We start from the raw sequence: 23043 nt of genomic DNA, 5'->3' as shown, positions 1-23043 counted from the left end.
TTACCCCTTCTCCGCCGACGCTTCGGCGACCGCGTCGACCGCGGCGCGCGCATCGTCGAGCTTCGCGGGCGCTACTTGCCCTTCGTGCGGCAGGCGCAGCACGAACCGCGCGGGATCGCGCATGTCGAAACGCAATATGCCGCGCCCGAGCAAGCGGTTGGCGCCGTCCATATGCGCGAATTTGGCGAGCGCCGCCTTCGCTTCGACCTCGCCCTCGGGAAGCGACAGCGTCTCGCCGCTGCGGAAACGCAGGTCCCAACGGCGATTGCCGACCCACGTCGCACCCGCGAGCAATTCCTTGAGGCTGCTCGCCTCGGTCAGCAGGCGGTCGAGGTCCTGCGAGCGCTGGTTCGCCTTCGGCCCGATGACGAGCGGCAGGTCGGGCATCGTCGCGACGGTGACGGGTTCGAGCACGACACCCTTTTCGTCGATCAGCGACAGGCGGTTGTTATGCTGCCAGATCGCCGCCGGGGTGCGCTCGACGATGTCGACGACGAGCGTATCGGGCAGGCGCCGCGACACGCGCGCATCCTTGATCCAGCCATAGCGCATCAGGTCGCCGCGCACATCCTCGAGGTCGACCGCCGCCATCGAGCGGTCCTTCTGCGCGAGCGCGATGTCATAGACTTTCAGCCGGTCGATGCGGTCGGCACCGACCACCTCGACCTTCTTGACCTGGAAGCCGGCGCGGCCGACCGCCTGCGCATATTCCTCGTGAATCTTTGCGGTCACACCGGTGGCATGCGCACCGATCGCGACGACGGCGCACAGGCTGAGCCCGATCGTCCAGTTCGCAACCTTCTGCAGCCGCTGCGGGCTGATCGGCAGCGCGTTGATGATCGCGTTGAGGCGCGAGGTCTGGACCTTCCGCCGCTTCTTCGGCGCGCGCGCCGGGCGGCGCGGCGACGCCTTCCCACGCTTGATCTGTGTCTTGCTCATAACAACGCTTCCCCCACGATGCGTTCGACGAGTTCGGCATAATCCATGCCGACGGCGCGTCCCTGTTCGGGCACGAGGCTGAGCGCCGTCATTCCCGGCTGGGTGTTGACCTCGAGCAGGAAGATGCCCGCGAGGCCATGTTCGTCGTCCCAGCGGAAATCGGAGCGCGACGCGCCCTTGCAGCCGAGCAGACGGTGCGATTGCAGCGCCAGATCCTTCATCCGCTGCGCCACCTCGTCGGGCACGTCGGCGGGGCAGACATGTTCGGTCAGGCCATCGGTATATTTGGCGTCATAATCGTAGAAACCCGATTTGACGCGCAGTTCGGTGACCGCGAGCGCCTGATCGGCGAGCACCGCGACGGTCAGCTCGCGGCCCTTGATAAAAGGCTCGGCGAGCAGCCGGTCGAATTCCTGCCACGGCCCTACGGCCTCACGCGCGATCGGGTTGCCGTAATTGCTGTCGTCCTTGACGATCGCGACGCCGACCGACGAGCCTTCGTTGACGGGTTTGAGCACATAGGGGCGCGGCAAGGGGTCGACTGTAAAGAGGCTTTCGCTGTCGACCATCGTCCCCGTCGGCATCGGAATACCATGCGGCACCAGCGCCTGCTTCGTCAATTCCTTGTCGATCGCGATCACCGAGGTGACGAGCCCGCTGTGGGTATATTTGAGGCCCATCAGATCGAGCATGCCCTGCACGGTGCCATCTTCACCCGGAACGCCGTGGAGCGCGTTGAACACGACGTCGGGTTTCGCCTCGGCGAGCCGCAATGCAACGTCGCGGTCCATGTCGATGCGCGTGACCTTATGGCCACGGCTTTCGAGCGCGTCGGCGACGCCATTGCCGCTCATCAGCGACACTTCGCGCTCGGCCGACCAGCCGCCCATCAAGACGGCGACATGCCACGGACCCCGGCTCACTTCGCCACTCCCACGCGCTGTATCTCCCATTGCAGTTCGACGCCGCTCTTGTCCTTCACGCGGCGGCGAACTTCCTCGCCGAGCGCCTCGATATCGGCGCTCGTCGCCTCACCGGTGTTGATGAGGAAATTGGTGTGTTTCTCACTGACCTGCGCCCCGCCGACCGCGAAACCGCGGCAGCCCGCGTCGTCGACGAGCTGCCACGCCTTGTGGCCGTCGGGATTCTTGAAGGTCGAGCCGCCGGTTTTCGAACGCAGCGGTTGCGATGCTTCGCGGCTCGCCGAGATGCGGTCCATTTCGGCCTGGATGACCGCAGGCTCGCCGGGCTGGCCGCGAAAGGTCGCGCCGATCACGACCGCGCCTTCGGGCAATTCGCTGTGGCGATAGGTGTAGCCGAGGTCGGCGAGCGGCAGCGTGCGGCGCTCGCCCGAACGCAGCACGACGTCGCAATCGATCAATATGTCTTTGACTTCGCTGCCATAGGCGCCGCCGTTCATGCGCACGAAGCCGCCGACGGTGCCGGGGATCGAGCGGAGGAACTCCATGCCCGCGATGCCCGCGTCGCGCGCGGTCGAGGAGACGAGGATGCCCGAGGCACCGCCGCCGCAACGCAGCGTCGTGGCGTCAAGCGCTTCGACCTTGGCGAACGCCTTGCCGAGCCGCACAACGACGCCCGGAAAGCCGCCGTCGCGAACGATCAGGTTCGACCCGAGCCCGAGCGCCATCACCGGCACCGCGGGATCAAGATCGCGCAGGAAATCGGCAAGATCGTCGGCGTCCTTGGGCTCGAACAGCCAGTCGGCGGGGCCGCCCGACTTGAACCAGACGAGCGGCGCGAGCGGCGCCTTGGCCGTCAGCTTGCCGCGCACCGTGGGAAGGGTTGCGACGGCGCTCATGCCCCCTCCACTGCAGCGGCGAGGGCCGCCGCCATCTTGGTGATGTCACCCGCGCCGAGGCATATGATCTTGTCGCCCGCGCCGAGGTCACCCGCGGCGATGCTCGCAGCGATGGCGGATGCGAGCGCGCCGGCGTCGGCGACGACATTCGCCTGACGATGTCCGCGATCGCGCAGCCCTTCGACCAGCGCGTCCGAAGACACGCCGTCGATCGGGCTTTCGCCCGCGGCATAAACGGGCAGCGCAAGCACGATGTCGGCGTCGTTAAACGCCTGCTGGAAATCGTCCATATGATCGCGCAGGCGCGTGAAACGGTGCGGCTGGACGACGCCAACGACGCGGCCCGCACCGACACCCTCGCGCGCGGCGGACAGGACGGCGCGAATTTCGACCGGGTGGTGGGCGTAATCGTCGATCACCGTCACAACGCCCTCACCCGCCGCAATCTCGCCGACCTTGGTGAAGCGGCGCTTCACCCCGGCAAAGCCGTGGAAGCCCGACACGATCTTGTCATCCGAAACGCCCATGTGCAGCGCGACCGCGATCGCCGCGAGCGAGTTCTGGACATTGTGGCGGCCCGACATCGGCAGGTGGATGCCCTCGATCGTCCGGCTGTTGCCGTCGCGGTCGCGCACCACGACGTCGAAGCGGTTGCCGTCGGGGCCGGGCGTCACGTTCGTGCCGCGCACGTCGGCCTGCGCCGAGAAACCATAGGTGATGATCCGCCGGTCGCGGATGCGCGGGATAATCGCCTGCACCTCGGGATGGTCGAGGCAGAGCATCGCGGCGCCATAGAAGGGCACATTCTCGATAAACTCGACAAAGGCGTCCTTGATAGCGTCGAAGCTGCCATAATGGTCGAGATGTTCGGGGTCGATGTTGGTGACGACCGCGATCGTGCCGTCGAGGCGCAGGAAGCTGCCGTCGCTTTCGTCGGCCTCGACGACCATCCAGTCGCTGGCGCCGAGGCGCGCATTCGAGCCATAATTGTTGATGATTCCGCCGTTGATCACCGTCGGGTCGATCCCGCCGGCGTCGAGCAGCGCCGCGACGAGGCTGGTCGTCGTCGTCTTGCCATGCGTGCCCGCGATCGCGACGGTCGATTTCAGGCGCATGAGCTCGGCGAGCATTTCGGCGCGGCGGACGAGCGGTATGCGCCCGGCGAGCGCCGCCTCGACTTCGGGGTTGCCGCGCTTGACCGCGGTCGAGGTCACGACGACCGCGACCCCGTCGACGTTCGACGCCTCATGCCCGATCGCGACCTTGATGCCGCGCTTGCGCAGACCCTCGATGACATAGCCATCGGCGATGTCGCTGCCCTGCACCTGATAGCCGAGATTGTGCATCACCTCGGCAATCCCCGACATGCCGATGCCGCCGATGCCGATGAAGTGGATGGTGCCGATGTCGGTCGCAACGCCGCGCATCATTTATCTCCCGTGCGGGCGGAGGCCATGCCGCTTGCGGCCGCACGCTGGCCCGAAGGCGCTCCGACGCGGATCACGTCCATCATCGGCGGCGCGACGAGCGATTCGACGAGGTCGGCAAGATCGCGCGTCGCATCGGGAAGCCCGCAGCTCGCCGCACGCTCGGCCGCCGTTTCGAGCGCGCCGGGTTCGAGCGCCATGCGCTGGATATGCTTCGCGACCTCGGCCGGGGTGAAGGCCGGCTGCTGAAACGCGATCGCCCCGCCCGCTTCCACGAGGTCGACGACATTATAGGTCTGATGATCGTCCATCGCGTGCGGATAGGGCACGAAGATCGCCGGGCGCCCGGCACAGGCGAGTTCGGCGACGGTCGAGGCGCCCGCGCGCGCGATCACCATATGCGCCCAGCGCAGCCGTTCGGGGAAATCCTTGATGTAGGAAGCGCATTCGGCGGCGACGCCCAGCTCGGCATATTTGGCGCGCACCGCTTCGATATCGTCTTCGCGGCACTGCTGGACGACCTGCAGCCGGTCGAGCAACGCGCGCGGCAGCATCGCGATCGCCGCGGGCACGACTTCGCTGAGCACCGTTGCGCCCAAACTGCCGCCGACGACGAGCAGGCGAAAGATGCCATCTTCGGGCAGCGGCGGGAAGCCGTCGTCGCGGATCGCGATGATCTCGTCGCGCACCGGATTGCCGGTGATATGCTTCTTCAGCTCATGCCCCGCGGGATAGCGCTGGATATTGTGATAGGCGACCGCCACCGCATCGACGCGCGGCGCCATCATCCGGTTGACGCGGCCGAGCACGGCATTTTGTTCGTGGAGCACACGCGGCCGCTTCATCGCGCCCGCGGCGAGCAGGCTGGGGAGCGAGGGATAGCCGCCAAAGCCGACAACGACCGCGGGGTCGAACTCGCGGATCAGGTCTATGCCCAAGCGGCGGCCCTTGCGGATCGCGAGCGCCGCCTTGAGCCAGCCGACGGGTCCGCCCGATACGCGACCGGCAGGCAGGACGTGCGTTTCCATCTCGGCGGGGGCACCCGGAATCTTCAGCCCGCGGTCGTCGCTGACCAGCGCGACGCGGTGTCCGCGCGAAATCAATTCACCCGCGAGAGCGTAGGCGGGCAGCATATGTCCTCCCGTCCCGCCGGCGGCGAGAAGGAAGTGGCGCGTTGCGGTCATTTCTTGTTCCAGTTTCGGGTCATCGACACCCGTGCCGCATAGGGGTTCCGGCGGGTCAGCGACAAGAGCAAACCCATGCCGATCGACAAAGCGATGAAAGACGAGCCACCATAGCTAATGAAAGGCAAGGTCATCCCCTTCGACGGGAAGATCTGCGTGTTCACCGCCATGTTGATCACCGCCTGCCCGCCGAACTGCGCGATCAGGCCCGCGACCGCAAGGATCAGGAAGCTGTCCTCCTCGTCGAGCAGACGCACGAGGACGCGCACGATGATCGCGAGATAGAGGACGGCGATCGCGATGCACGCGATCATCCCGAACTCCTCGCCGATGACCGAGAAGATATAGTCGGTGTGCGCTTCGGGCAGCTGGAACTTGGCAAGCCCCGCGCCGGGGCCGGTGCCGATCAGCCCGCCTGCGGTCAGCGTCGCATGCGCCTTGTCGACCTGGAAGCTGTCGCCCTCGGCAAAGAGCCAGATGTTGATGCGCTGCTGCGCCACGGGATAGAAGAAATAGGCTAGCACGAGCCCGACCACCCCCGCTCCCGCCAAACCGGCCAAGATGCGCATCGACAGCCCCGCGACCATGACCAGTACCAGCCAGGTCGCGACGAAAATGACCGTCTGCCCCAGATCGGGCTGCCCCATCAGGAGCAGCGCGATGACGCCGGTGAGCGCGAGCGCGAGCGGCACGACGGGCAGGCTCTGGTCGTGCAGCCGCAGCGACAACACCCACGCGAGCGCCACGGCGAAGAAGGGTTTGAGGAATTCCGAGGGCTGGAGGCGGAACACCCCGCTGCCGATCCATCGCTGCGCACCGTTCACCGACGTGCCGACCAGCGGCACGAGAAAGAGGAGGACGAGAAAAGCGATCGTGCCATAGATGGCGAAGCGCCGCGCCTGCGGCTTGGGCAGCATCGACACCATCAGCATCACCGGCACGCCGACGATCACCCACATCAGCTGGCGATAGAAATAATAGAGCGGGTCGAGCGACGCGGTCGAAGTCGACAGTTTCTGCGCCGCGACGGGCGACGCCGCGGCCACCGCGACGAGCCCGACCGCGACGAGAATCGACACGAGCAGCAACAGCACGCGATCGATTTCCCAGAACCACAGGCCGAGCGGGGTGCGGTCGGCACGGCTGAGGCGCGGTCCGCGGCGTTTCGTGGTGCGCGTGGCGGCGATCACCGGCCTTTCGGTCGCGCTCTCCATATTGTCCCCCCCGCTCATGCCCCGAGCGCCTGAACGGCGGCGCGAAACGCATCGCCGCGCTGCTCATAATCCTTGAACTGGTCGAACGACGCGCAGGCCGGCGAGAGCAGCACGATATCTCCGGGTTTCGCCGCCGCCGCGGCTTGTTTCACCGCCGTCGCCATGTCGCCCGACCGTTCGACCGGAATCGCATCGCCGATCTCGGCCGCGAACGGCTCCATCGCCTCGCCGATCAGATATGCGCGTTTGACATGGCCGAACCACGGCCGGCACGCCGCGAGCCCGTCGCCCTTGGCCTTGCCGCCCGCAATCCAGTGAAGACGCTGGTCCGGCGCTGGCGGGAAAGCCGCCAGCGCCGGTGCAGCGGAAGCCGCATTGGTAGCCTTGCTGTCATTGAACCAGCTGACCCCCCCGACTTCGCCGACCAATTCCATACGATGCGGCAGCGACTTGTACGTCGCCAGACCGCGTTCGATCTGTTCGTCGTTCAGCCCCAGTACGCGGCACACGGCGATCGCGCACACGGCGTTCTGCGCATTATGCGGCCCCTGGAGTGCGGGCCAGCGCGCCTGATCGACCGGGTCGACATCCTTGGCCGATACGCGGTGGAGGCGGTGATTGATGCGGCTCGCGATCATCTTCGACGGATCGTCGTCGACCGCGACGATCGCGACCTGATCGCGGTGCTGGAGGCCGAACAGCCGCGCCTTCGACGCCGTATAGCCCGCGAAGCCGTCGTAGCGGTCGAGATGATCGGGGCTGAGGTTGGTGAGCACCGCGATGTCACACGCAAGGCTGTGCGAAAGGTCGATCTGGTAGCTCGACAGTTCGAGCACATAGACCCCGCCCTCGGGGAGCGGGTCACGCGAAAGGATCGGCAGGCCGATATTGCCGCCCATCAGCGACGGCACCCCGGCGCTTTCGAGCATATGCTGGATCAGCGCGGTGACGGTCGACTTGCCGTTCGTGCCGGTGATGCCGACGACCTTGTGCGCGGGCAATTCGTCACGCGCCTCGGCAAACAGCTCGATGTCGCCGATAACGGGAACATGCGCCTCGCGCGCGTGCACGGCGATCGGATGACGGTTGAGCGGCACGCCGGGCGACACAACCACCCCCGCAAAGCCGATCAGGTCGATCTCGAGCGGATTGCCGATATCGGCGCCGAGTGCCATCGCATCGTCGCGCGCTTCCTCGCGGTCGTCCCACGCGGTCACACCCGCGCCGCTCGCGACGAGCGCCTCGACGGTCGCCAGGCCCGAGCGCGCCAGTCCCAGCACCGCGTAGCGGCGACCGGCAAAGGCGCGCGAGGAGATCAACGGAGTTTCAAGGTCGCGAGCCCTGCGAGCGCGAGGACGATCGAGACGATCCAGAAACGGATGACGACGGTGGATTCGGGCCAGCCCAATTGCTCGAAATGATGGTGGATCGGCGCCATGCGGAACACGCGCTTGCCGGTGCGCTTGTACCAGAAGACCTGAATAATCACCGACAGCGCCTCAACGACGAACAGCCCGCCGACGAGGACGAGGACGAGTTCATGCTGCGCGGTGACCGCGATCGTCGCGAGCGCGCCGCCGAGCGCGAGGCTGCCCGTATCGCCCATGAACACCGCCGCGGGGGGCGCGTTGAACCACAGGAAGGCGAGGCAGGCGCCGATGATCGCCGCGGCGAACACCGCAAGCTCGCCGGCCCCGGGGACGTGCGGAATGCCGAGGTAGCCCGCGAACTTCACATTGCCCGAGAGGTAGACGATGACGAGGAAGGTCAGGCTGGCGATGATCACGGGGAAGGTCGCGAGGCCGTCGAGCCCGTCGGTGAGGTTCACCGCATTGCCGAAGCCGACGATCAGCACCATCGCAAAGACATAATAGAGCGGCCCAAGCGGAATCACGATTCCGCTGAAGAAGGGCAGATACAGGTCGGTACCGGTGCGCGAGACGATCAGCAGCACCGCGACCGCGGCGATGGCGAATTCGATCAGCAGCCGCACACGGCCGGGAATCCCGCGATGGCTGGCCTTGGTCACCTTGTCGAAATCATCAAGAAAGCCGACGACCGCGAAACCCGCGGTGACGAACAGGCAGGCCCAGACGAAACGGTTCGACAGATCCATCCAGAGGAGCGCGGAGATCATCAGCGAAATGAGGATCATCAGCCCACCCATCGTCGGCGTGCCCTTCTTCGCGAGGTGGCTTTGCGGGCCGTCCTCACGGATCGGCTGCCCCTTCCCCTGCCGCATGCGCAGCATCAGGATGAAGCGCGGGCCGATCCACAGCCCGAGGATCATCGCAGTCGCGACCGCGGCCCCCGAGCGGAAGCTCAGGTAGCGAATGAGGTTGAGAGCCCCCGGAAAGCCAAGCCATTCCGCCAGCCAATATAGCATCAATAGTCCCCGTTGGTCAGCGCCGTCACGACATGCGACAGCCCGACGCTGTTCGACCCTTTGACCAGCACGGCGTCGCCCGGACGGATCAGGTCCTTCAGCCGCCCTACCGCGGCCGAGTGGGCGGGCACATGCTCGAAATCGATGCGTCCCTCAAGCGCTTTGGCGAGCGGCGCCATCTCTTCGCCGACAAGCAGGGCGAATTGCACTCCGGCCGCGACGAGCGGAGCCGCGAGCCCCTCGTGATACGCCTCTCCGCCCGCGCCAAGCTCCTTCATCGCGCCGAGAATCGCGACCTTGCGGTCGGCGGATTCGGTGCCGAACTGGTTGATCGTCGCGGCCATCGAGGCCGGATTGGCGTTGTAGCTTTCGTCGATGACGAGGATGTACCCGCCCGGAACCTCGACGCGGTGGCGCGCCCCGCGTCCAGTGAGACCGCCCATTTCGGCGAAAGCAAGGCCCGCCGCGGGAAGGTCGCCGCCAACCGTCTTGACCGCGGCAAGCACCGCGAGCGAATTGGCGACCCAATGCGCGCCGGCCTGCGCGATCGTGAAGCAGAGGAGCGAATCCTGCACCTGCGCGGTAACGAGCGAACCGCCCTTCCCGTCCGAAAGCCAGTCGACCGCGCGCACGTCGGCCCCTTCGTTCAGGCCGAAGCTGACGACGTGCGCCGCGTGCTGCTCCGCCTTGGCGCGCAGCCTTGCAAAATGCGGGCTGTCGAATGGGACGATCGCGGTGCCGCCGGGTTCGAGCCCCTCGAAAATCTCGCCCTTTGCGTCGGCGATCGCTTCTTCGCTGCCGAAATATTCCATGTGCGCTGGGGCGATGGTGGTGACGATGGCGACGTGCGGGCGCACCATACGCGTCAATTCGGCAAGCTCGCCCGCGTGGTTCATCCCCATTTCGAACACACCGAAATCGGCGGTCGAGGGCATGCGCGCAAGGCTGAGTGGCACGCCGACATGGTTGTTATAGCTTTTGACCGAGCGATGCGCCTTGCCCGGGCGGAAGCGGTCGAGCGCAGCGAACAGCGCTTCCTTCGTCCCCGTCTTGCCCGCCGAGCCGGTGACGCCGATGATCCGGCCATGGCTGCGCGCGCGCGATGCGATACCGAGCGCGTTCAACGCGGCGGCGCTGTCGGCGACGCGAATGTGCGGATAGTCGATCGCGGTTTCGCAGACGATGCCCGCGGCGCCCGCCGCAATCGCCTTGTCGACGAATTTGTGCCCGTCGGTCGCCTCGCCCTTCATCGCGACGAAGAGGTCGCCCTTCGTGACCTCACGCGAGTCGAAGGCGACGCCCTGCACGGTGAAGTCGACGCTGGCGGTGCCGCCCGTGGCCGCCGCGATGGCGCGCGCGGTCCAGAGCGGGTTCATGCCGCCACCTCGCGCGCAACGGTCACATCGTCGAACGGGATGACGCGCATCGCGTCGCCGCGGCCGACGATCTGGCCCTGTTCGTGCCCCTTGCCCGCGATGCAGACGATATCGTCGGCGCGCGCTTCGGCGATGGCGGCGGCAATGGCGGCGCGGCGGTCGCCGATGACCTGCGCAGCGGGTGCAGCGGCGGCGATGGCCTCACGAATGACGGCGGGATCTTCGCCGCGCGGATTGTCGTCGGTGATGATCAGCACCTCGGCCTTGGCCGCGGCGGCCTTTCCCATCTCGGGGCGCTTCGCCTGGTCGCGGTCGCCGCCCGCGCCGAAAACGAGGATCAGGCGGCCGGTCGCGTGCGGGCGCAGCGCGTCGAGCGCGGCCTCGATCGCGTCGGGGGTATGCGCATAATCGACATAGACAGGTGCGCCGGTCCGGGTGATCGCCGCGCGTTCGAGGCGGCCGCGCACGGGCTGCAGCCGCGCGAGATTGCCGAGCGTCTGTGCCGCGTCGCCGCCGGTCGCGATCACGAGCCCCGCCGACACAAGCGCGTTCGCGACCTGGTAGGCGCCGATCAGCGGCAGATCGACCTTTTGCGTGAGGTCGCCCGCCGCGATGACGAGCGACTGGCCGAGCTGGGTTGGCTCGCGCGAGACGAGACGGAGCGTTTCGCCCTTCGCGCCAACGGTCAGCAGGTGGACGCCGCGCGCGGTCACCGCGTCGATCACTTCGGCCGAATAGGTGTCATCAGCCCAGATCACCGCCGCGCCGCCGGGCTCGACGACTTCGGAGAAAAGTCGCAACTTGGCGGCTAGATAAGCTTCCATCGTGCCATGATAATCAAGATGGTCATGGCTGAGATTGGTGAAGGCGGCCGCCTTCACCGACAAGCCCTCGGTGCGATACTGGTCGAGGCCGTGGCTCGACGCTTCGAATGCAGCATGAGTGATGCCTTCGGCGGCGAGGCCCGACATGTTCGAGAGGAAGGTGACGATGTCGGGCGTCGTCAGCCCCGTCGAGGCGCTGTCCATCGAGGTCGTGATGCCCAGCGTGCCGATCGACGCGGCGTTGAACCCGGCCATCCGCCATAGCTGACGCGTCATCTCTACGGTCGAGGTCTTGCCGTTCGTCCCCGTCACCGCAACGCAGGTCGCGGGAAAGCGGTGGAAGAAACGCGCCGCGATATGCGCGAAGGCGCGGCGCGGGTTGGCGTCGGCGATATGCACCGCACCTTCGACCCGCGCTTCGGGCCGCGCGACGATCGCGACCGCGCCCGCTTCGATCGCGGCAGCAATGAAATCCTCGCCGTTGAATTTTTCGCCGACGAAGGCGCCGAAAATCGTCCCCGGCGCGACCTTGCGATGATCGATCGCAAGTCCCGTAACGACGGGATCGCTGCCCCCCAGCGCTTGGTCTTCGAGCAGCGCGGCGAGACGCATCAGTGCGTTTCCTCGTTTCTCCGCAGCAAGGGGATGAGTTCAGAGACATCGACGTCGCGGCTTTCGTCGGGGAAGACCCCGAGCATCGGCCCCGCGCGCGTCACGACCTTGCGCACCACGGGCGCTGCGGTCCAGCCTGCGGTGCGCTGGCCCGAACTATACGCGTTCCCCTTCGGCTCGTCGATCATCACGATCACCACATAGCGCGGATTGTCCATCGGGAAAGCCGCCGAGAAGGTCGAGACGAGCGAATGGCGGCGATAGCCGCCCGCGCCCGGCTTTTCTGCCGAACCGGTCTTGCCGCCGACGCGGAAGCCCGGCGCGTTCGCCTGCTTGCCGGTGCCGTCCGAAACGATGAGGCGGAGGAGCTGGCGCATCCGTGCGCTGGTCGCCGCCTTGAACACGCGGCGCCCATGCGGCGGGGCCTTGTCGCCGAGCTTCATCAGCGTCGCGGGACGATAGATGCCGCCGTTGACGAGCGCGGCATAGGCGCTCGCAAGATGCATCGGGGTCACCGCGATGCCGTGGCCATAGCTGGTCGTCATCGTGGTCACGCGGCCCCAATCCTTCGGCCACAGCGGGAAAGCCCGTTCCTTGAGGTCGATCTGCGGACGCTTGTCGAAATCGAGGTTGCGGAACAGCCGTTCCAGATTCTCGCGCCCGAGTTCGTCGGCGATACGCGCCGTTGCGATGTTCGAGCTTTCGATCAGCGTCTCGGGCACATTGTACCAGCGGCCGGGATGGCTGTCGCGGATGCGGAAACCAGCGATCGGCAGCGGCGCCGACGCGTCGTAGCGGCGTGCCATACTAGTGATCGTGCCATCGTCGATGGCGGCAGCGATCGACAGCGGCTTGAAGGTCGAACCGAGCTCGTAGAGATTATAGGTGACGGCGTTGCGGCGCGTCGCCGGATCGCTGCCGGTCAGCTTGTTCGGGTTGAAGGTCGGGAGCGACGTCATCGCCGCGACTTCGCCGGTGTGAACGTCGAGGATGATCCCCGCGCCGCCGATTGCCTCGAGGTTCGCGACCGCCGAACTAAGCTCGCTTTCGAGCACGCCCTGCACACGCGCGTCGATCGACAGCGCGAGCGGCTCGCCGCGCGTCGCCTTGTCGATCAGCCGCTGGTCAAATGCGCCTTCGACGCCGGTGACGCCATGCCCTTCGGCATTGGTGAAGCCGAGCACATGCGCGGCCAAGGTCAGCTGCGGATAGAGACGTTCCTTTTCGCGCGGGAAGTCGAAGCCGACGTCGCCTATCGCATTCACCGCCGCGACCTGATCGGGCAGCGCGCGGCGGCGGATATAGGTCGGGCGCGACCCGCTGACCTTTGCCAGCAGCTCCTCACGCGGCGTGTCGGGGAAAATCTTGTGCAGCTCGTCGGCGAGATATTGCCGGTTGTTGAGCAGCTTCGACGGGACGACGCGGATCGAATAGCCGTCGATTGTGCGCGCGAGCGGCACGCCGTTGCGGTCGACGATATCGGCGCGCGCCGGGACGAAGGCGGTCGCCGCATTGGCGCTCGACGAGGTATCGAACAGCGCGAAATAGAGCAGCCGCACCGACACAACGAAAAATGCCGCCATGAACAGCAGCATCAGGATCATCAAACGCTGTTGTGCGGTCAGCAATATCTGCTGCCGCACCCCGGCGGTTCGGACCCTCGTTGGACGGACGACCAGCGTGTTCATCGGCCGGGCTTGCCTCCTGCCGCTTCGGCCGCCGCCGCGCGCTTGAGGTCGGCGAGCGTCGATTCGGCGAGCAGCTGATCCTCGATCATCTTCAGCTGTTCGCGGCGACGCGTCGGCGCCATCCGCGGCGTCACGTCGCTGCGGATCGCGGTGTCGGCCTGCGCGAGCACGACCGGCTTGGCGGTGGCGGGCTTCGCCGCGGCGGGCTTGCCGGCGACCGGGCTTTCCTTCGGCGCACTGACGGCAGGCGTGCCGACGGGCGAAACCATCGCCATCAGCACCGGTGCGACTTCGTTAGCGCCGCGCGCGCGCGGCAGGCGGTCGAGCGACGCGAGCTGGCGCTCGCTCGCCAGATACTGCCCCGCATCGGGCGCCGAATAGCCGAAGGTGTCGGCGTTCCACTGTTCGAGCTGGCGCATCGACGCACGCACCGCGAGTTCGGATTCGAGGTAGCGGATGTTGTCGCGCGTGCGGTCGATCTGCTTTTCGATGCGCGTCAGCTCGCTGCGCGTCGCCGCGACTTTGAGCGACACGGGATAGAGCATCATCGCGAAGATGAGCACGAGCAGGACCAGGCCGATCCCCTGGAGCTTGCGGGCCGCCATCAGCATGACATCGCCTCCTTGATCGTCGAATGCGCCGGAGCAGATGTCCGGATCGCACTGCGCAGCGTCGCCGAACGCGCGCGCGGGTTGCGCGCTTCCTCGGCCTTGCCCGGGCGCACCTTGCGCGCCGGGGTTTCGAACGTTGCGGCCCGCGCCAGAGGGAGCGGCGCGGGCCGGTGGCGCGAACCCGCGGCATCGCCACCGCTACGTTCGCGCAGGAAGTTCTTCACAATCCGGTCCTCGGTGCTGTGGAAGCTGACCACCGCAAGCCGGCCGCCAGGACGCAGCAGCCGTTCGGCGGCATTGAGGCCGGCGATCAGCTCGTCGAGTTCGCCGTTCACATGGATGCGGATCGCCTGAAAGCTCTTGGTCGAGGGATCCTTGGGCGCGCCCGGCGGATGGCGCAGCGCCTTGCGGATCACCGTCGCCAGCTCGCCGGTGCGGGTGAGCGGCCGCGCGGCGACGATCGCACGCGCAACGCGGCGCGACTGGCGTTCGTCGCCATAGTGGAAAAGGACGTCGGCGATTTCGGTTTCGTCGGCGCTGTTCAGCCAGTCGGCGGCGCTTTCGCCTTCCTGTGCCATGCGCATGTCGAGCGGACCGTCTTTCTGGAACGAGAAACCGCGCTCGCCTTGGTCGAGCTGCATCGACGAGACACCGATGTCGAAGGTGATGCCGTCGACCGCGTCGATCCCGCGCTCGGCGAGCAGCCGGTCGATCTCGCCGAAGCGGCCGTGGATCAGCGTGAGCTTGCCGCCGGCTTCCTCGACCAGCGCCTGCCCGTCGGCAATCGCGTCGGGGTCGCGGTCGCAGGCAATGACATCGGCGCCCGCGGCGAGCATCGCACGCGTGTAACCGCCGGCGCCGAAGGTCGCATCGACATGGCGCTCGCCGGGGGCGATGGCGAGTGCGGCGAGGACTTCTTCACGGAGGACCGGATCGTGGCGGGGATCGCGCGGAAGGTCGGTCACTTGCGCCCCTTCCCTTTGGTCGCGTCCCACGACGCCGCGAGGCGCTGGAGGACAGGATCCGCCTCGGCGCATTCGGCCAGGGTCGGCAGCCACCAGATTTCGAGGCGGCGGCCCGAGCCCACAAAAGCGGTCGCGCCGGCATCGCCGACGCGGTCGCGGTGGATGAAGCTGGGAAGGAAGCGACCGCTGTCGTCGAGCGTATAGGGCTCGGTATAGCTGAAGCGCTTCTTGAACTCGCTATCCTCGTCGAAGTCGAGGTTGCGCAGCCGCGCGGTTTCACGGTCGCGCTCGATCTCGCCGTTCAGCCGGTCATATTGATCCTGGCCATAGGCGACGAGGCAGGGCAGCTTTTCGTGAAAGCCGACCCAAAGCACGCGCTGGCCGTCCGCAATGAGGGGCACATTGTTGCGGAATTGTGAGGGGACGGCGATGCGCCCCTTGCCATCGATCGCGGCGAAACTGGTGCCCGCATACTGGCCGGGCGTCACAATCGCCATCGCTCTGCCCCCCGTATTCGCGCCACCGGGCAAAACTTCCCCGTCCCCGGAATCGCATGATTCCAGCTAGTTCGGCACGGGTGGAGAATGCCCCTCTCCGATTCCTGAGTATCAACTATAGATCGGGGTGAAAAGGGGTAATTTAGGGTAAAATAGGGAATCTAATCCCCATTTACCGCAAAATGACCTCTGAATTGGGTAAATACCGGTCCCACGGCGCACAGCGGCACCGCGCGACATGCTTCGATCGGGGTAAATTGGGGCGGATACGCCCGACTCAGGCGGTGCGGGCGCGAATCCAGAGCGGATGCAGCAAGCTGTTTCCGGCGCCGCGCCACAGGCGGGCCGAAAGCCACTCCATCGTATCGGCCTGCCGCAGGTGCGCCGCGCCGGGAACGAGCGGTTGCCAGAGCGGGGCAAAGAGCAGATCGGCGTCGCCGACGAGCCAGACCTCGCCCTGCCCTATCCGGCAATGTGCAACGCGGCGATCGGCATAGGCGCGGCACGCCGGCGGCAGGCGATCGAGGCGTCCCGCACTGAACAGGCGCAGGCGCGCGCCATCGACATCGACCGGCAGCGGCTTGCCCTCCTGCGTGGGTGCGGCGCCCAGCGTCACACCCCAATGGTCGAGCAGCTGCGTGAGCAGGCTCGTCACCGGCGCGTTGCGCGGATCGCCGAGCGGATGGCGCGCCGGCCAGCCCGACAGCGCATCGGCGAGTATGACCGCGCGCCCGCCGCCCCGCACGAACGCATCGATCGCGACCAGCTCCTGCGGCGCCAGCGCGCGCGGGTGCGCGATCAGCAGCGTCCCGCCCGGCCGCGGGACATGATCGGCGAGGCTGTCGACCAGCGACACCCGCCCCGCCGCCGCCAGCCGCGCCAGCGCCGGATCGTCATTCGTCCCTTCGGCGATCATCGCCGCAATGCTTGGACTTGCCGACCAGCGCAGCGGCAGACCCGTGAGCATGGTGACGGCTGGGGCATCCGCCGAGGCCGACGCTGGCCGATAGAGGGCCGCCAGCAGCGCGTGCCCTGCCCCGAACCAGCCGACCACAAGCAGAAATCCGGCGAGCCACGGCAGCAGCCTGAACCGGCTGCGCCATTGGATGAGCCGGTCCGCGAGCCAGGCCGCGGCGCCTCCCGCCAGGATCGTCAGGAGCAGTTGCAACCACGCCGCCGATCCGGCAAAAATGATGCCGAGCGAGGCCTGCAATATCGCGAGAAGCGCGAGGGTGAGAAGCCAGGCGCGACGCCGCGCCGCGACGGACTGAGCGCGCTGCCACCAGGCCAAAAGCAGCATCGGCGGCGCGAGCAGCGGGAGCGCGAGCGCGGGATCGATGCGGCCAAGCAGCGCCTGCCCGCCCGCGACCCAGGCCAGCGCGACGATCGTGGCGGCGATGATGAAAGCGCGCAGCCTGGGCCGGCGCGATGCCGCGGTCACTGGTTCGACTGGCGCGCGCGCTGGAGTGCGGGATCGGGCTCGAGGTCAGGCACGGTCGACGATGGTGGCGTCGCCTGCGGCACTTTTACCGGCGTCGCAGCATTTTCATCCTTCGACGAGGGCGACACCGCCTGGACGCCCAGTTCCTCGAGCGGCGCGCCGCTAGTTTTCTCTTCCTCTCCCGGCATCTTGACTTCGGCGGCAGCCGTCGCGTCTCCGGCAGCGCTTTCCCGGGCGCGATCGCCGATCAACCCGGCCATGCCGACGAGCAGCAGCACCGTGAGCACCCCGGCGATGCCGATCTGCAAGCGGCGCATCGTGTCGTTGACGGGCGCCGTAGCGGGCGGCGGCGTCGCCTCTTTGGGGGGCGAGGGAATTTCGATCCGCACGCTCATGCAGCGGCCTCCAGTCCTTTGCTCGCCAGCCACTCGGGGTTGTAAAGCGTCGAGAGATAGCGAAACCCGCTGTCGCAGAGGATGGTTGCAATGCGTTTGCCCGGACCCAGCTGCCGCGCGAGCGCCATCGCCCCGGCGACGTTGATCCCCGACGACAGGCCGAGGCACAGCCCTTCCTCGTCGAGCAATTGGCGGACCACCGCGAGCCCCTCGGCATCCGAAATGCGGAACTGGGTATCGATCGGCGCGCCGTCGAGATTGGCGGTGATGCGGTTCTGCCCGATGCCCTCGGCGACGCTGTTGCCTTCGGCGCGCAGCTCGCCGCACTGGTAATAATTATAGAGCCCCGCGCCGTGCGGGTCGGTGAGCGCGATGACGATGTCCGGATCATGCGCCTTCAGGCCCAGCCCGGTGCCCGCGATCGTGCCGCCGGTGCCCGCCGCGCAAGTGAAGCCGTCGATGCGGCCGTCCATCTGCTCCCATATCTCTTCGGCGGTGCCGAAGATGTGCGACTTGCGGTTCGCGATATTATCGAACTGGTTGGCCCAGATCGCATTGTCGGTTTCTTCGGCGATGCGGCGCGAGGTGTGGACGAAGTGGCCGGGGTTGGCGAAGGGCGCGGGCGGTACGAGCACCAGCTCGGCACTCAAGGCGCGGATCGTCGCCATTTTCTCGGCGCTCTGATTGTCGGGCATCACGATGATCGTCTTGTAGCCAAGCGCATTGCCGACGAGAGCGAGCCCGATGCCGGTATTGCCCGCGGTCCCTTCGACGATCGTGCCGCCGGGACGCAGGCTCCCGTTCGCCTCTGCGTCGCGGACGATATAGAGCGCGGCGCGGTCCTTCACCGATCCGCCGGGGTTGGCATATTCGCACTTGCCCCAGATTTCGCAGCCAGTGGCTTCGCTCGGCCCCTTGAGCAGCACCAGCGGGGTGTTGCCGATGAGGTCGAGGCTGTTTGCAGCAATAGTCATAAACATGATCTAGGGCGCCGCCCGCAGCCCCGCAAGACAGCTTCGCTTGCCCTGCCGATGTTCGGCCTTTGTCGACCAACGGGCATCGACGTCCGACGAACGACAGCCGGCGGCCACGTCAAGGGTTGTGATTGTAACAGTATATCATTACTGGATGCGCCAACAGGTCGCCATAACAACAGGACTCTCCCCTCATGCGTTTGCTTTGCTCTGCCGGTTTCACCTTTGCCCTTTTCCTCGCCGCCCCCGCCTTTGCGCAAGACAGCACAGCAGCAAGCAGCGATGACGATGTGCACGCCGGCGGACCGATCGTCGTCACCGCGCCCTATGTCCGCAGCCTCGACATTCTCGGCAATGTGTCGGTGCTCGAGGGCGACGAACTGGCGCGCGACATTCGCGGGCAGATCGGCGACACGCTCACCCGCCAGCCCGGCGTATCGGCCACGAGCTTTTCCCCCGGCGCTTCGCGCCCCGTCCTTCGCGGCTTTTCGGGCGAACGCGTGCGCGTTCTGACCGATGGCATCGGGTCGATTGACGCGTCGAACACCTCCGCCGACCATGCGGTCACCATCGACCCGCTGACCGTCGAGCGCATCGAAATCCTGCGCGGCCCCGCGGTGCTGCTGTTCGGCAGCCAGGCGATCGGCGGCGCGGTCAACATGTTCGACCGCCGCATTCCCCGCAAAGTCCCCGCCGACCATGTCCATATCGACGCGATCGGCGGCTATGCGACCGCGGCGAACGACCGCAATATCGGCAGCTCGATCGACGTCGCATTGAGCCCGCAGATCGTCGCGCATCTCGACGGCAGCTGGCGCAAGACCGGCGACACCCGCAGCGGCGGCTTCGTCTATGCCCCCGATATTCGCGGCGACCTGCTCCACCTCGCCGAACATGCGGTCGAGGACGGGCATCTCGATGAAGCGGCCGAACTGACGGCACAGGCGGGCAAGCGCGGCAAGATCGACAACACGCAGAGCGAAACCTGGACAGCCGGCGGCGGAATCTCGCTAATCAACGACGGCGGCCAGCTTGGGATTTCGATCGGCTATTACGACACCAACTATGGCGTGCCCGATCGCCCCAACACCGCGCATGATCATGGCGGCGAGGAAGAAGGCGGCCATGAGCATGGCGAAGGCCCCGTCACCATCGGCCTGAAGCAGTGGCGCGCGGACCTGCGCGGTGAGGTCGAGCTGGGCGACGGCTTCTTCGACAAGCTGCGCATCCGCGCGGGCTTTGCCGATTACAAGCACACCGAGTTCGAAGGCGACGAAGTCGGGACCGTCTTCACCAATCAGGGCGTCGAAGGCCGGATCGAGCTGGCGCAGAATGACCGTGGCGGCTGGCGCGGTGCGAGCGGCGTGCAGTACAGCCACCGCGACTTCGATGCGGTCGGTGCCGAGGCGTTCGTGCCGCGTAACCTGACCGACCAGTTCGCGCTATTCACGCTGCAGGAATATACGATGGGCCCGCTCGGCCTCGAAGCCGCGGCGCGGTATGAAAAGACCAATGTGCGCGCGCAAACGCTGGGCTTCGAACGCAATTTCGACAGCTTCTCGGGCGCGCTCGGGGCGACCTATGACATCTTCGAGGGCGCGAAATTCGGCGTCTCGATATCGCGGGCAGTCCGCGCGCCGTCGGCCGAGGAACTGCTATCGAACGGTCCGCACATCGCGACGCAGAGCTTCGAGCTCGGCGACCCGAATTTGAAGCGCGAATCGAACTGGGGTGCCGAAGCCTCGTTCAAGATCAAGACCGATGCGTTCAACCTCAGCCTCACCGGCTATTCGAACTGGTTCGACAATTTCATCTATTCGGCCGCGACGGGCGCCGAAGAGGATGAACTGCCCGTCTTCCAGTATTTTCAGCGCGACGCACGCGTCTATGGCTTCGAGGCCGAGGCGAGCGCGCGGCTGGCGCAGATCGGCGGGTTCAACATCGTCGGCGATGTGACCGCCGATATGACGCGCGCGAAGATCAAGAATGCAGGTCTCGACCGCAACGTCCCGCGCATCCCGGCGCTCCGCGTCCTCGGCGGGCTCGAGGCGCAAGGCGAACGCGTCGATGCGCGCGTCGAGGTCGAATGGACCGACGACCAGACACGCGTCGCGCAGTTCGAAACGCCGACCGACGGCTTCACCCTGGTCAACGCCTCGATCAGCTGGCGCCCGCTTCCCGATACGAAGAATCTGACGCTGAGCCTGTCGGCGAACAATATCTTCGATGTCGAAGCGCGCCGCCACGCGAGCTTTACCAAGGATTATGTGCCACTGGCCGGACGCGATTTCCGGCTGACAGCCCGGGCGAGCTTCTAACCCCTCTCTCCGCTCGTCCCGAGGGCCGGGTCCGGTTCAGCCGGATCCGGCCCGTTCGGTTTCAGAAGGCGAGAAGCTTGCGCTTGTTCCAGTAAATCGACGTCGCGGCAGCATAGGCGCCGACCTTTTCCCACGCCGCGCCGTCGACCTTTTCGATGTCGACGCCGCTTTCGATATAGGCCTGGACGATCTTCATGATCTGATCCTCGGTCATGTCACCCGACAGATCGGGGTTCGCGCCGCCGGGACCGAAATCGAGCGCCTTGTCGACGACCACACTCGCCAGACCAAGTTTTGCGATGTCGCCCATCAGCCATTCGCGCGAAATGCGCGCGAGGCTGTAGTCGAAATAAACAGGCTTTTGTTCGGCGGCGATGCCATGGCGCGTGACGCAATCGTCGGTGACCGCGCCAAGCTGTTTGAACAGAGCCTCACGCGATGCTTCGTCGCCGCCACCGGCCATCGCGGCGCCGATCGAATTCCTGGTGCCATCAGTAACCGATGTGACGACGCAATCGAACTTCTCGCCTTCCTGCGCCCGGACGGCGCCCGGCAGCATCGCCAAGGCAAGCGTAACGCCCGCGATCAGACCCTTATGCATCGACGAATCCTTCCGCCCTTTAAGGTGCGACCCGTCAGGACAGCATGGCCATCCCGCCGTTCACATGCAACGTCTGACCGGTGACATAGCCCGCTTCCTTCGATGCCAGATAAACGACGGCGGCAGCGATATCGTCGCCAGCACCCATCCGGCCGGCCGGAATGCGCTGGTTGAGCGCTTCCTTCTGCGCGTCGGGCAGATCGTCGGTCATCGCGGTGGCGATAAAGCCCGGCGCGACGCAGTTCGCGGTGACGCCGCGGCTCGCGAGTTCCTGCGCCAGCGCCTTGGTCATGCCGGTGACGCCCGCCTTTGACGCGGCATAATTGGCCTGCCCGGGATTGCCCGTCGCACCGACGACGCTGGTGACCGAAATGATGCGCCCGAAACGCGCCTTCATCATCGGCTTCGCGGCCGCGCGCGCGAGACGGAAATTGGCCTCGAGGTTGATGCGGATGACGTCCATCCACTCCTCGTCCTTCATGCGCATGATCAGGTTGTCGCGCGTCACCCCGGCATTGTTGACGAGGATATCGAGCTGACCGAGCGCCTCGACCGCCGAGGGGACGAGCGCATCGACCGCGGCGGCATCGCCGAGATTGCACGGCAACGCGACATGATCGCCGCCGAGCGTCTCGCGAAAGGCATTCAGCTTGTCGGAGTTGGAACCGGACACCGCGAGCCGCGCGCCCTGCGCCGCGAGCGCCTGCGCGATGGCCGAACCGATGCCGCCCGAGGCGCCGGTGACGAGGGCGGTCATGCCGGTGAGATCGAACATGTTTAGTCTCCTGAAATCTGAATCTTAGAGCGTCTTGAGCAACGCTTCGATGTCGTCCATCGAAATGACGCTGACCGTTTCGACCTCTTCGCTCGCGCTGCGCTTGACCATCGGCGAGAGGACCTTGCCGCCGAATTCGACGAACTGGCCGACGCCGATGCTCTCCATCGCGGCGACGCTTTCGCGCCAGCGGACGCGGCCGGTGACCTGTTGGACAAGCAGGTCGCGGATCGTCTCGGCATCGCTCACCGGGCTGGCAGTGACATTGGCTACAACGGGGATGAGCGGTGCGGCGGGTGCGTTGGCGCCAAGCGCCTCGGCCATCGCGTCGGCCGCGGGCTGCATCAACGGGCAATGGAAGGGCGCTGAGACGGGCAGCAGCAGCCCGCGCTTGATGCCGAAATCCTTGACCAGCGCGACCGCACGCTCGATCGCGCCCTTGTGGCCCGAGATCACGACCTGCGTCGGGTCGTTATCGTTGGCGACGGTGCAGACCTCGCCTTCGGCGGCGGCATCGGCGAGTTTCTGCGCCGATTCGATATCGGCGCCGATCAATGCGGCCATCGCGCCGACGCCGACGGGCACCGCCGCCTGCATCGCCTGCCCGCGCGTCTTGAGGAGGCGGGCGGTGGTCGCGAGGTCGAACGCGCCCGCGGCGCACAGCGCGCTATATTCGCCAAGGCTGTGGCCCGCGACATAGTCGGCCTTGGCCGACAGCGTCACGCCGCCTTCCTTTTCGAGCACGCGCAGCGTCGCGACGGCGTTCGCCATGATCGCGGGCTGGGCGTTTTCGGTGAGCATCAGATCTTCCGCCGGTCCTTTGCTCATCAGCTGGAACAGCTTTTGGCCGAGCGCGTCGTCGACTTCCTGAAACACCTCGCGCGCGACCGGCGAAGCGTCCGACAATGCCTTGCCCATGCCGACGGCCTGGCTGCCCTGACCCGGAAAAATAAATGCGCGCATGATGCGTCCCCTGCGGTGATATTCGTTACCGCGC

The 23043-nt window shown here is 66.5% G+C and carries 21 protein-coding genes; 1 reads left to right on the top strand and 20 read right to left on the bottom strand.

Features of this window, described 5'->3' with window-relative positions; genetic code table 11:
* The 17 genes from V8J55_RS19335 to V8J55_RS19255 all read right to left on the bottom strand — a co-directional run bounded on the left by V8J55_RS19335 (position 1) and on the right by V8J55_RS19255 (position 18352).
* Positions 1-939, bottom strand: a complete 939-nt coding sequence (locus tag V8J55_RS19335) for a cell division protein FtsQ/DivIB (RefSeq protein WP_336447225.1) — start codon at positions 937-939, stop codon at positions 1-3.
* Complete coding sequence (locus V8J55_RS19330) at positions 936-1862, bottom strand: D-alanine--D-alanine ligase (RefSeq protein ID WP_336447224.1); 927 nt, start codon at positions 1860-1862, stop codon at positions 936-938. Before V8J55_RS19330 ends, V8J55_RS19335 begins: the two co-directional genes overlap by 4 nt.
* Complete coding sequence (gene murB / locus V8J55_RS19325) at positions 1859-2758, bottom strand: UDP-N-acetylmuramate dehydrogenase (RefSeq protein ID WP_336447223.1); 900 nt, start codon at positions 2756-2758, stop codon at positions 1859-1861. The genes V8J55_RS19330 and murB overlap by 4 nt, the downstream gene beginning before the upstream one ends.
* The gene (gene murC / locus V8J55_RS19320) at positions 2755-4185 is read right to left on the bottom strand and encodes a UDP-N-acetylmuramate--L-alanine ligase (protein WP_336447222.1); all 1431 of its coding nucleotides are present in this window, start codon (positions 4183-4185) and stop codon (positions 2755-2757) included. The genes murB and murC overlap by 4 nt, the downstream gene beginning before the upstream one ends.
* Complete coding sequence (gene murG / locus V8J55_RS19315; protein ID WP_336447221.1) at positions 4185-5369, bottom strand: undecaprenyldiphospho-muramoylpentapeptide beta-N-acetylglucosaminyltransferase; 1185 nt, start codon at positions 5367-5369, stop codon at positions 4185-4187. The genes murC and murG overlap by 1 nt, the downstream gene beginning before the upstream one ends.
* Positions 5366-6601 carry an FtsW/RodA/SpoVE family cell cycle protein gene (locus V8J55_RS19310; RefSeq protein ID WP_336447220.1) on the bottom strand — a complete coding sequence of 412 codons (1236 nt, stop codon included), beginning with the start codon at positions 6599-6601 and terminating at the stop codon, positions 5366-5368. Before V8J55_RS19310 ends, murG begins: the two co-directional genes overlap by 4 nt.
* The gene (gene murD / locus V8J55_RS19305) at positions 6598-7902 is read right to left on the bottom strand and encodes a UDP-N-acetylmuramoyl-L-alanine--D-glutamate ligase (RefSeq protein ID WP_336447219.1); all 1305 of its coding nucleotides are present in this window, start codon (positions 7900-7902) and stop codon (positions 6598-6600) included. Before murD ends, V8J55_RS19310 begins: the two co-directional genes overlap by 4 nt.
* The gene (gene mraY, locus V8J55_RS19300; protein ID WP_336447218.1) at positions 7899-8969 is read right to left on the bottom strand and encodes a phospho-N-acetylmuramoyl-pentapeptide-transferase; all 1071 of its coding nucleotides are present in this window, start codon (positions 8967-8969) and stop codon (positions 7899-7901) included. The genes murD and mraY overlap by 4 nt, the downstream gene beginning before the upstream one ends.
* Positions 8969-10345 carry a UDP-N-acetylmuramoyl-tripeptide--D-alanyl-D-alanine ligase gene (locus V8J55_RS19295; protein WP_336447217.1) on the bottom strand — a complete coding sequence of 459 codons (1377 nt, stop codon included), beginning with the start codon at positions 10343-10345 and terminating at the stop codon, positions 8969-8971. The genes mraY and V8J55_RS19295 overlap by 1 nt, the downstream gene beginning before the upstream one ends.
* Positions 10342-11781 (bottom strand): UDP-N-acetylmuramoyl-L-alanyl-D-glutamate--2,6-diaminopimelate ligase, encoded by a 1440-nt coding sequence (locus V8J55_RS19290; protein WP_336447216.1) that lies wholly within the window; start codon positions 11779-11781, stop codon positions 10342-10344. The genes V8J55_RS19295 and V8J55_RS19290 overlap by 4 nt, the downstream gene beginning before the upstream one ends.
* Complete coding sequence (locus V8J55_RS19285) at positions 11781-13469, bottom strand: peptidoglycan D,D-transpeptidase FtsI family protein (protein WP_336447215.1); 1689 nt, start codon at positions 13467-13469, stop codon at positions 11781-11783. The genes V8J55_RS19290 and V8J55_RS19285 overlap by 1 nt, the downstream gene beginning before the upstream one ends.
* Positions 13466-14080: a hypothetical protein gene (locus V8J55_RS19280; RefSeq protein ID WP_336447214.1), complete on the bottom strand. Its 615-nt coding sequence runs from the start codon at positions 14078-14080 to the stop codon at positions 13466-13468. The genes V8J55_RS19285 and V8J55_RS19280 overlap by 4 nt, the downstream gene beginning before the upstream one ends.
* Positions 14074-15045: a 16S rRNA (cytosine(1402)-N(4))-methyltransferase RsmH gene (gene rsmH, locus V8J55_RS19275; RefSeq protein ID WP_336447213.1), complete on the bottom strand. Its 972-nt coding sequence runs from the start codon at positions 15043-15045 to the stop codon at positions 14074-14076. The genes V8J55_RS19280 and rsmH overlap by 7 nt, the downstream gene beginning before the upstream one ends.
* Positions 15042-15542 carry a division/cell wall cluster transcriptional repressor MraZ gene (locus V8J55_RS19270; protein WP_336447212.1) on the bottom strand — a complete coding sequence of 167 codons (501 nt, stop codon included), beginning with the start codon at positions 15540-15542 and terminating at the stop codon, positions 15042-15044. The genes rsmH and V8J55_RS19270 overlap by 4 nt, the downstream gene beginning before the upstream one ends.
* A gap of 277 nt (positions 15543-15819) precedes the next feature.
* On the bottom strand, positions 15820-16983 hold the full coding sequence (locus V8J55_RS19265; RefSeq protein WP_336447211.1) for a Gldg family protein: 1164 nt from the start codon (positions 16981-16983) through the stop codon (positions 15820-15822).
* Complete coding sequence (locus V8J55_RS19260; protein WP_336447210.1) at positions 16980-17378, bottom strand: hypothetical protein; 399 nt, start codon at positions 17376-17378, stop codon at positions 16980-16982. Before V8J55_RS19260 ends, V8J55_RS19265 begins: the two co-directional genes overlap by 4 nt.
* Positions 17375-18352 carry a cysteine synthase A gene (locus V8J55_RS19255; protein WP_336447209.1) on the bottom strand — a complete coding sequence of 326 codons (978 nt, stop codon included), beginning with the start codon at positions 18350-18352 and terminating at the stop codon, positions 17375-17377. Before V8J55_RS19255 ends, V8J55_RS19260 begins: the two co-directional genes overlap by 4 nt.
* A 194-nt stretch (positions 18353-18546) precedes the next feature.
* Here V8J55_RS19255 and V8J55_RS19250 point away from each other — a divergent pair, with 194 nt between their 5' ends.
* The gene (locus tag V8J55_RS19250) at positions 18547-20670 is read left to right on the top strand and encodes a TonB-dependent receptor (protein WP_336447208.1); all 2124 of its coding nucleotides are present in this window, start codon (positions 18547-18549) and stop codon (positions 20668-20670) included.
* Between the two features lie 61 nt (positions 20671-20731).
* On the opposite strand, the gene V8J55_RS19245 is transcribed toward V8J55_RS19250, so the two are convergent.
* Genes V8J55_RS19245 through fabD form a run of 3 tightly spaced genes read right to left on the bottom strand, consistent with a single transcriptional unit; the run spans position 20732 to position 23009 of the window.
* Positions 20732-21271, bottom strand: coding sequence for a hypothetical protein (locus tag V8J55_RS19245; protein ID WP_336447207.1), 540 nt, complete (start codon positions 21269-21271; stop codon positions 20732-20734).
* Between the two features lie 34 nt (positions 21272-21305).
* Positions 21306-22046, bottom strand: coding sequence for a 3-oxoacyl-[acyl-carrier-protein] reductase (fabG, locus tag V8J55_RS19240; protein ID WP_336447206.1), 741 nt, complete (start codon positions 22044-22046; stop codon positions 21306-21308).
* A 24-nt stretch (positions 22047-22070) separates the two neighbouring features.
* Positions 22071-23009, bottom strand: a complete 939-nt coding sequence (gene fabD, locus V8J55_RS19235; RefSeq protein ID WP_336447205.1) for an ACP S-malonyltransferase — start codon at positions 23007-23009, stop codon at positions 22071-22073.
* Between the last annotated feature and the right edge of the window lie 34 nt (positions 23010-23043).

Source organism: Sphingopyxis sp. CCNWLW2 (assembly GCF_037095755.1).
Taxonomy (GTDB): Bacteria; Pseudomonadota; Alphaproteobacteria; order Sphingomonadales; family Sphingomonadaceae; genus Sphingopyxis.
The sequence above is the reverse complement of the archived record's forward strand: the minus strand, read 5'-3'. Positions and strand labels throughout refer to the sequence as shown.

Coding starts and splice junctions, on each gene's coding strand:
- V8J55_RS19280 (WP_336447214.1), bottom strand. CDS start 14,080: ATGCTGATGGCGGCCCGCAAGCTCCAGGGGATCGGCCTGGTCCTGCTC.
- fabD (WP_336447205.1), bottom strand. CDS start 23,009: ATGCGCGCATTTATTTTTCCGGGTCAGGGCAGCCAGGCCGTCGGCATG.
- V8J55_RS19260 (WP_336447210.1), bottom strand. CDS start 17,378: ATGAGCGTGCGGATCGAAATTCCCTCGCCCCCCAAAGAGGCGACGCCG.
- V8J55_RS19295 (WP_336447217.1), bottom strand. CDS start 10,345: ATGAACCCGCTCTGGACCGCGCGCGCCATCGCGGCGGCCACGGGCGGC.
- V8J55_RS19250 (WP_336447208.1), top strand. CDS start 18,547: ATGCGTTTGCTTTGCTCTGCCGGTTTCACCTTTGCCCTTTTCCTCGCC.
- V8J55_RS19245 (WP_336447207.1), bottom strand. CDS start 21,271: ATGCATAAGGGTCTGATCGCGGGCGTTACGCTTGCCTTGGCGATGCTG.
- V8J55_RS19335 (WP_336447225.1), bottom strand. CDS start 939: ATGAGCAAGACACAGATCAAGCGTGGGAAGGCGTCGCCGCGCCGCCCG.
- V8J55_RS19290 (WP_336447216.1), bottom strand. CDS start 11,781: ATGCGTCTCGCCGCGCTGCTCGAAGACCAAGCGCTGGGGGGCAGCGAT.
- murG (WP_336447221.1), bottom strand. CDS start 5,369: ATGACCGCAACGCGCCACTTCCTTCTCGCCGCCGGCGGGACGGGAGGA.
- murB (WP_336447223.1), bottom strand. CDS start 2,758: ATGAGCGCCGTCGCAACCCTTCCCACGGTGCGCGGCAAGCTGACGGCC.
- murC (WP_336447222.1), bottom strand. CDS start 4,185: ATGCGCGGCGTTGCGACCGACATCGGCACCATCCACTTCATCGGCATC.
- V8J55_RS19270 (WP_336447212.1), bottom strand. CDS start 15,542: ATGGCGATTGTGACGCCCGGCCAGTATGCGGGCACCAGTTTCGCCGCG.
- mraY (WP_336447218.1), bottom strand. CDS start 8,969: ATGCTATATTGGCTGGCGGAATGGCTTGGCTTTCCGGGGGCTCTCAAC.
- V8J55_RS19310 (WP_336447220.1), bottom strand. CDS start 6,601: ATGAGCGGGGGGGACAATATGGAGAGCGCGACCGAAAGGCCGGTGATC.
- fabG (WP_336447206.1), bottom strand. CDS start 22,046: ATGTTCGATCTCACCGGCATGACCGCCCTCGTCACCGGCGCCTCGGGC.
- V8J55_RS19285 (WP_336447215.1), bottom strand. CDS start 13,469: ATGAACACGCTGGTCGTCCGTCCAACGAGGGTCCGAACCGCCGGGGTG.
- V8J55_RS19255 (WP_336447209.1), bottom strand. CDS start 18,352: ATGACTATTGCTGCAAACAGCCTCGACCTCATCGGCAACACCCCGCTG.